We start from the raw sequence: 6,468 nt of genomic DNA, 5'->3' as shown, positions 1-6,468 counted from the left end.
TGTAGTGGTCTAATCATCCCGGACACCGTTTTAGGTGGTACAGTCGCCACCATTATTTGAGGTGTTCAATGACAAGATTACGTCGCTCATTTACTGCCGAGTTCAAGCTGGAAGCCGCATCCCTGGTGCTCGACCAAGGCTATTCAGTCCCCGAAGCCAGCCGTTCACTGGATGTCGGCGAAACCGTGCTGCGTCGATGGGTTCAGCAACTTCAATCAGAACGAAGTGGCGCTACACCTGCTAACCGGGCGCTGACCCCTGAGCAGCAAAAAATTCAGGAGTTGGAAGCCCGCATCAACCGGCTTGAACGCGAAAAGGCCATTCTAAAAAAGGCTACTGCTCTCTTGATGGCGGACGAACTCGAACGTACGCGCTGATAGACCGATTAAGGGAGCAAGCCCCCACCACCCTGGTCTGTTGCGCTTTCGGTATACCAACCGCCTGTTTTTACGACTATCTGGCTCGCAGGCGCACAATTAACCGTGAACGGGGGCAGCAGAGAAGTGAGTTACGGTGTCTGTTCAAAGAGAGCAGAGGCTCAGCTGGCAGCCGGGCCTTGATGTCAATGATGCGGGCACTGGGGCATCAGATTGGCCGGTTCAAGGTGCGTCGTCTGATGAAGGAGGTCGGGCTGGTCTCCAAACAACCGGGAGCTCATCGTTATCAGGTCGTGCGGTCTGAACGACCGGATATTCCCAATCATCTGGCGCGTGAATTTGCTGCCCCGCAACCCAATCAGGTGTGGTGCGGCGACATCACTTACGTATGGGCAGGTGGCCGCTGGCATTACCTGGCCGCGGTGCTCGACCTCCACACCCGACGGGTCGTGGGCTGGGCGATGTCCGGCAGGCCTGATGCTGAGTTGGCCGTGAAAGCGCTCGACATGGCGTATCAGCAACGGGGCTGCCCGTCTGGCGTGCTGTTTCACTCCGACCAGGGCAGCCAATACGGCAGCCGGGTATTTCGGCAACGGCTGTGGCGCTATCGCATGACCCAGAGCATGAGTCGGCGTGGCAACTGCTGGGATAACGCGCCGATGGAGCGGCTGTTCAGGAGCCTCAAGACGGAATGGCTTCCGACCACGGGGTACATGAGCCTGCGGGAAGCCAAGCGGGATATCAGCTACTACCTGATGGATTACTACAACTGGCGGCGCCCGCATCAACACAATGATGGGATACCGCCAGCAGAGGCCGAAAATCGGCTTAACTGTGTGTCCGGATTTAGTTGACCACTACACTCAGTAACTAGGGGTGTTAGTGCTGATTTTTTTGATACGCCATCTGAACCCATACTAATATCGCAATTTGCGATTCGTGTGAAATGGCCAAGCATCTTCAAAGGCCTTCAAATCACAGGTTATTACCCACAAACGTGTGCGCAAGCAGAAAGTTTCCTATATGAATTGCAGATTTTATTGGATAGCCTAGATGGTCTTCGTGGGAGAAGTCGAGCCAAGAAAGTTTTAGAGAACGACTGGCTGAGAGCTAGTCTAATGGAGTTGAATGTAGAGTTGCGAGTCAATGATAGCGATTTTAACATGGGGCCTGAACAAAACAGGGTCCTGTTTAGAACTCTACATTATTTCAATATATATCTTTTTATTAAGATGCTAGCGGCGTTTGATGCTGATTTTAACCGCCATGTGTCGATGGAACACAAACAATCGATATTTCTCAAAATGATGCCTACATCTCCACTAGATAAGTGGGTACCTCATAGGTCTGGATTGTTCGAACCTCTTCTGAAACGTTTCGTATCCAAGTCAATAGGCTATCAGGCTTTTGCCAAGTACGCGGGTTGCAATGAAGATTCTATCGCAACTAGTTTACGTCAGTTTTATGCAAGAAAACGAAATCTAAAATTTAAAACGGTTAGAGAATGGTTACGTGGAGCACTTGAAGAGTTAGCCAAGACAGAAGATTTTGATGTCGAGGAAGTTCTTCACTATTGTGAGCCGATGTGGGGCGTAGCGGATATATTATCTGGATGGATTCATGTAACGGGTGATCCAGAACTGGATCATGAGGTTGTTACATGTTTTAGCCATTACAATCGATTTTATAATAAAGCTATAGGCAGCAGGGAGCCATAGGCTCCCTGAAAAAGTCATTCATCATCTTCATCATCAGGGCGCTCATCGTAGCCCCGACTCTGCCAGTAGGCATCGTGCTCGGGGTTTAATTGACGCGAGCGGTTATCGTCGTCATCTTTTTTAGACATGTTGTTTCCTTACTTTTTAGTTTCCGGTTTTGGCGGGGTGACTGCAGCGGTTTTTTGTGCACGCGCGGTGAAACTGTCTTTACTCACACCACCTCCGTTACTCCGCGCTTCAGCACTATGGATACGAGATACGGCTTCTGTGGTCATTGGTTTTTTGCTGTTGCTCATCATAGATCTCCTTGTCATCTCCAGTGGATGTACTGGATAGCGACAATGTATGGAAAATGAAGCCATCTAACAGGGGGCAAAAAATGGAAATTTCTGTAAGGTATGGTGCAGAGGGGAGTTGGAATGCCGAGATGTAGTGTCCGAAAAAACTGACCCCGTTTTCCGTCTGTGTTTACCAACTTTCGGTTGCTTTACTCCAGAGCTGCCAAGTTGAACAAGTCTGGATAATGGAATCACCAGAATACAACATTGATGAGAGCTGCATATATTATTAAATTTCAGAATCAGGTTTCTTCAATTTTTATTCTGGGGGGAGATGTGTTTTCTTTATTTTTTCTCCGCCAGTGAATGGAATCGTAATGCTATCACTCAGCATTAATATTATTTAAGAGGTTCTCTATATAGAGAACATTTCATCCTGAAATACATATTTAGAGTGAGATGTAAATGAAAGCCAGAATGAAAAGGTATAATTATTGAGCATCTATAATATAGCGCCGAAGGCTACACAATATGCATAATAAAGCCCCCTCAGTGCAGGGGAGCGTTTGAGGCTCATTAAGGGGACCTGGTTATAATTAATGGTATCCCATTGTACTATCGTAGGACAACACAATGAGATGAGTGTTTAAGTGGTTGCAACTGCATATCTAGTCACTATTTGTTCATGTTTTAATGAATTTTCTGAGTTATCTGTGTGATAAGCCGGTTCAGTAAGGGGAGATGTGGGAGTGTCTGCCAAAATATGGCAGCGCCAAATGCTCATTGCCATATTGTGGCACAAGTTTTTGACATTTAGATAGTAGTTTAATTCACCTAACAGATTGTTTTTTAAAACTATATTTTTTAATGAGTAGGGTTTGTGTACATGATGAAATCATAGCTGTAAGAATGGAAAAATGTTCGATAAAAATTGCCATATTATGGCAATAGTCCCTTTATATGCCATCAAGTTAACCCTGTCATTAACCTGTATTGAGGATGATATTTTAATGGTCGTAGCTTTGTTCGGATATGTGGCGTTGTTGTCTAAATTAGCCTGATTTCCCAGATCCAGTTGGCTGTGACACACGGGCTTTCTTACTGGCTAACCAAGGGTGTTCAGTTTGTTTATCGCGCTCACATAAGGTTTTACTTATCATCCCTGATCCAGTGCCCTCCATCAACTTTTTGAAATGCGCCATCATTGTTTCTACCAGTGAGCGACTGAAGTGCCTTGTTCATGATGAGGATTTGAAATTGATGGTGATGATCGGCTCATCGTCCCTTAAGTTTGTTCCACTCAAGCCACAGCGATTTGTGGTAAAAATGTCCTGTACATAGTTTCACAAATTAGAAAGTTAACTTGCTGGAAATATACTCCTCCTTGTATGAAGGGGTATCTTAATATTATTTCGTGCACTCAAATTAAAACATCAGTTCTGGTGGGGTTAATGATGTCAAGGAGGTTCCTGATGGCTGTGGTATTGGTTGCAAGTAATGTGGTAACAGCCGCTGCTACTATTGATGTTAACGTCATAGTGCCCTGTTCATTGTCGATAAGAATGGTGTGGAAAAGGTGTTTAACACCATTAACCAGCGCGTATCGGCTATGGGCGATTATTACGCAAGTCAACGTACAGATATCGTTAACAATGGCGCTTATGTAGATCTGCACTCCGAGGTAAAACAGATCCTCGTTATGAGCGATACCGTGCTGAACGCCAACCGCATGACTTGTTATGCTGATCAATGAGAAAGTCGTTGGAGTACGCGATTCTTACGGCCCTGATTTTGGTATCAAAGCGCCACCGTCTTTGGGATGGTATTTGCACTAACAAGACATTCAAGACCTGACCTGCGCTGTACACAGCCCTTATGCCTCAAGCACGATGAAAATGCCAGATGGTAATCTCCGTGCTTACTACGTATGGGCAAAAGGGTCTGGTGCGGGCTTCATGCCGAGGAGGTTGCTGACCGCACTTTCGTCATGGCAATAGACAGCACAACCCTGACCAATGACAAACTGTACATCGACGTAACCATCACTGCCTCCGGTACTGATGTAGCAACCGAGCGTCTTTCTGTAGAGCTGTATAACCAATCTGGCAGCGCCGTTGTTGGCCAACACTACAACGATGGAATCTCGCAATTGGTGCGCTTTGACCCGACCACTTGCCAAGCGGTACTCGATGCGGCGGGCAATCCGACCTACACAGTGCGCATGACAGCCCGTGATCTGGTAGTTTGTGGTTGCCAAGAGCGTCCCCCTCGGTTTGCGTAGCGGTACTGGCACTAACGTGATCACCAAGCCAATCGCTATCACTGTGCAAGGCGTCAATATTGATAACGGTGGTAATGATGGTGGCGACAATGACGGCTGTAGTGGTTCTACCGGCCCTCTGTCACAGCTTACTTTGGTTTCTTTTGGCTTGGTGCGGCAATTCAAAAGGAGTTAGTCCAAAGGTATCCGTTACATCTATCCATCCGTTTAGCTGGTCAATGTCTAGAGGGAGAATCTTCTCGCTGATTTCAAAGGAGCGCGAATCTATGTTCATGATGCGGCATTCGTGCAAACCGATGCAAAGAACGGCTACTGCAGTGGCAAGATGATCCAGAATTTAGAAACCTTCTGGAGCCAATATTTCAGCCGGTCTAACGGGCAGCTCGTTGCATTTTGGCATCCTGAGCTCACTGTCGCTGTTCAATAATGAACTCACCACGGCTTTGAAACACTAGCCTGTAGAGATGTAATGCACCTCCATAACGGTGGCGCTTTATTTTTTCGTTCTCCTGAGATGTTCTAACCTATGTCGTAAGCGAGTCTGGATTGCGAGGTGTTTACAAAACCAGTGGCGATTCAATGTGTGTCATGATCAGCTTGGACATATGTAGAGTTGTTTTCGCTGATCATGACATTAAGGTGGCAATGAAAAATCAGAGGGGGCCAGCTCCTGCGGAGGGCTTACAGATATAGATACTCGGGGCCAGACCGCTCACTTGGGGATAACGAATATTAACCTGTTCGCACACTGCTGCTGTCAGTGACTGTGGAACCAATGCAACCACACAGCCACCAAACCCGCCACCAGTCATCCTCACACCACCACGACTGCCGATGATCTCTTTGATCATGTCGACCAAGGCGTCGATAGCAGGCACTGTGATGGCAAAATCATCACGCATCGAGGCATGGGACAGCGCCATTAATTCGGCCATCATGACCATGTCTTCATTGGCAAGCGCATCGGCCGCTGCCAGCGTTCGTTCATTCTCGGAGATGACGTGGCGTGCACGGCTCGCGACGACAGGATCCAGTTCGTTGGCTCGCTCGGTGAACTGGGTCATCGTCAGGTCACGCAGTGCCTTGACCCCAAAATGCCGTGCGGCCTCTTCACACTGTGCCCTGCGGGTATTGTATTCGCTATCCACCAGGCCCCGGCGTACGTTCGAGTTGATGATGACCACATCAATGTCGGCTGGAATGCTCACAGGACGGGTATCCAGACTGCGGCAATCGATCAGCAGAGCATGATCTTGCTGACCCAGAGCCGAGATGAACTGATCCATGATACCGCAGTTGCAACCGACGAACCTGTTTTCCGCCAGTTGTCCATTAAGGGCGATATCTGCTTGGCTGATGTCGAGGTGATTCATCTCTTTGAAGATCTGTCCTACTGCCACTTCCAGAGAGGCGGAAGAGCTCAGGCCTGCTCCCTGAGGTACATTGCCACTGATTACCAGGTCTGCCCCTGTCAGCTGACAGCCTCGCAATAGCAAATATTTGACGACGCCTCGCACATAGTTGGCCCACAGGTATTCCGGGCGCGCCTCTATGGGGTGGCGTAAGTCAAATTCATCCAGTTGGTTGTGATAGTCGGCAGCGATAACCCTGATCAGACTGTCTTGGCGGGGGGCAGCACTGATCACGGTCTGATAATCGATGGCGCAGGGTAGCACGAAACCATCGTTATAGTCCGTGTGCTCCCCAATGAGGTTAACACGCCCAGGTGCCTGAATGGCGAGGGTCGGGCGATAACCATACTGGGTGTAAAAGGTATGTTCAGTCACGCTGTGTGGCGATTCAATACTCATGTC

Annotated in this window: 6 protein-coding genes; 4 read left to right on the top strand and 2 right to left on the bottom strand. The window is 48.2% G+C overall.

From position 1 onward, the window contains the following. Positions 1–68: 68 nt before the first annotated feature. Positions 69–1,231 (top strand): IS3 family transposase gene (locus AB5Y93_RS17630; protein ID WP_368229181.1). Its coding sequence is split into 2 segments (ribosomal slippage): positions 69–324 and positions 324–1,231, totalling 1,164 coding nucleotides; the frame shifts between segments, so codons are not numbered across the junction. Between the two features lie 264 nt (positions 1,232–1,495). Beyond that, positions 1,496–2,095 (top strand): hypothetical protein, encoded by a 600-nt coding sequence (locus AB5Y93_RS17625; RefSeq protein ID WP_368229953.1) that lies wholly within the window; start codon positions 1,496–1,498, stop codon positions 2,093–2,095. Between the two features lie 137 nt (positions 2,096–2,232). Here the strand turns inward: AB5Y93_RS17625 and AB5Y93_RS17620 are convergent, their stop codons facing one another. Then, positions 2,233–2,391, bottom strand: coding sequence for a hypothetical protein (locus tag AB5Y93_RS17620; RefSeq protein ID WP_162901958.1), 159 nt, complete (start codon positions 2,389–2,391; stop codon positions 2,233–2,235). A gap of 1,558 nt (positions 2,392–3,949) precedes the next feature. Here AB5Y93_RS17620 and AB5Y93_RS17615 point away from each other — a divergent pair. Together AB5Y93_RS17615 and AB5Y93_RS17610 are read left to right on the top strand one after the other, a co-directional pair. Next, on the top strand, positions 3,950–4,126 hold the full coding sequence (locus tag AB5Y93_RS17615) for a hypothetical protein (RefSeq protein WP_162726206.1): 177 nt from the start codon (positions 3,950–3,952) through the stop codon (positions 4,124–4,126). A 234-nt stretch (positions 4,127–4,360) separates the two neighbouring features. Beyond that, complete coding sequence (locus AB5Y93_RS17610; protein ID WP_216944151.1) at positions 4,361–4,654, top strand: hypothetical protein; 294 nt, start codon at positions 4,361–4,363, stop codon at positions 4,652–4,654. Positions 4,655–5,307: 653 nt separating this feature from the next. On the opposite strand, the gene galK is transcribed toward AB5Y93_RS17610, so the two are convergent. Next, positions 5,308–6,465 (bottom strand): galactokinase, encoded by a 1,158-nt coding sequence (gene galK / locus AB5Y93_RS17605; RefSeq protein WP_113070408.1) that lies wholly within the window; start codon positions 6,463–6,465, stop codon positions 5,308–5,310. Positions 6,466–6,468: the final 3 nt, after the last annotated feature.

This window comes from Aeromonas sp. R10-1, from assembly GCF_040908465.1.
GTDB lineage: Bacteria > Pseudomonadota > Gammaproteobacteria > Enterobacterales > Aeromonadaceae > Aeromonas > Aeromonas caviae.
Note: the sequence above shows the minus strand (reverse complement) of the source record. Positions and strands in the feature narration are given on the sequence as shown.

What these genes read in the sequence shown, in the direction of transcription:
- galK (WP_113070408.1), bottom strand. Translation starts at nt 6,465, where the DNA reads ATGAGTATTGAATCGCCACACAGCGTGACTGAACATACCTTTTACACC.
- AB5Y93_RS17620 (WP_162901958.1), bottom strand. Translation starts at nt 2,391, where the DNA reads ATGAGCAACAGCAAAAAACCAATGACCACAGAAGCCGTATCTCGTATC.
- AB5Y93_RS17625 (WP_368229953.1), top strand. Translation starts at nt 1,496, where the DNA reads ATGGAGTTGAATGTAGAGTTGCGAGTCAATGATAGCGATTTTAACATG.
- AB5Y93_RS17610 (WP_216944151.1), top strand. Translation starts at nt 4,361, where the DNA reads ATGGCAATAGACAGCACAACCCTGACCAATGACAAACTGTACATCGAC.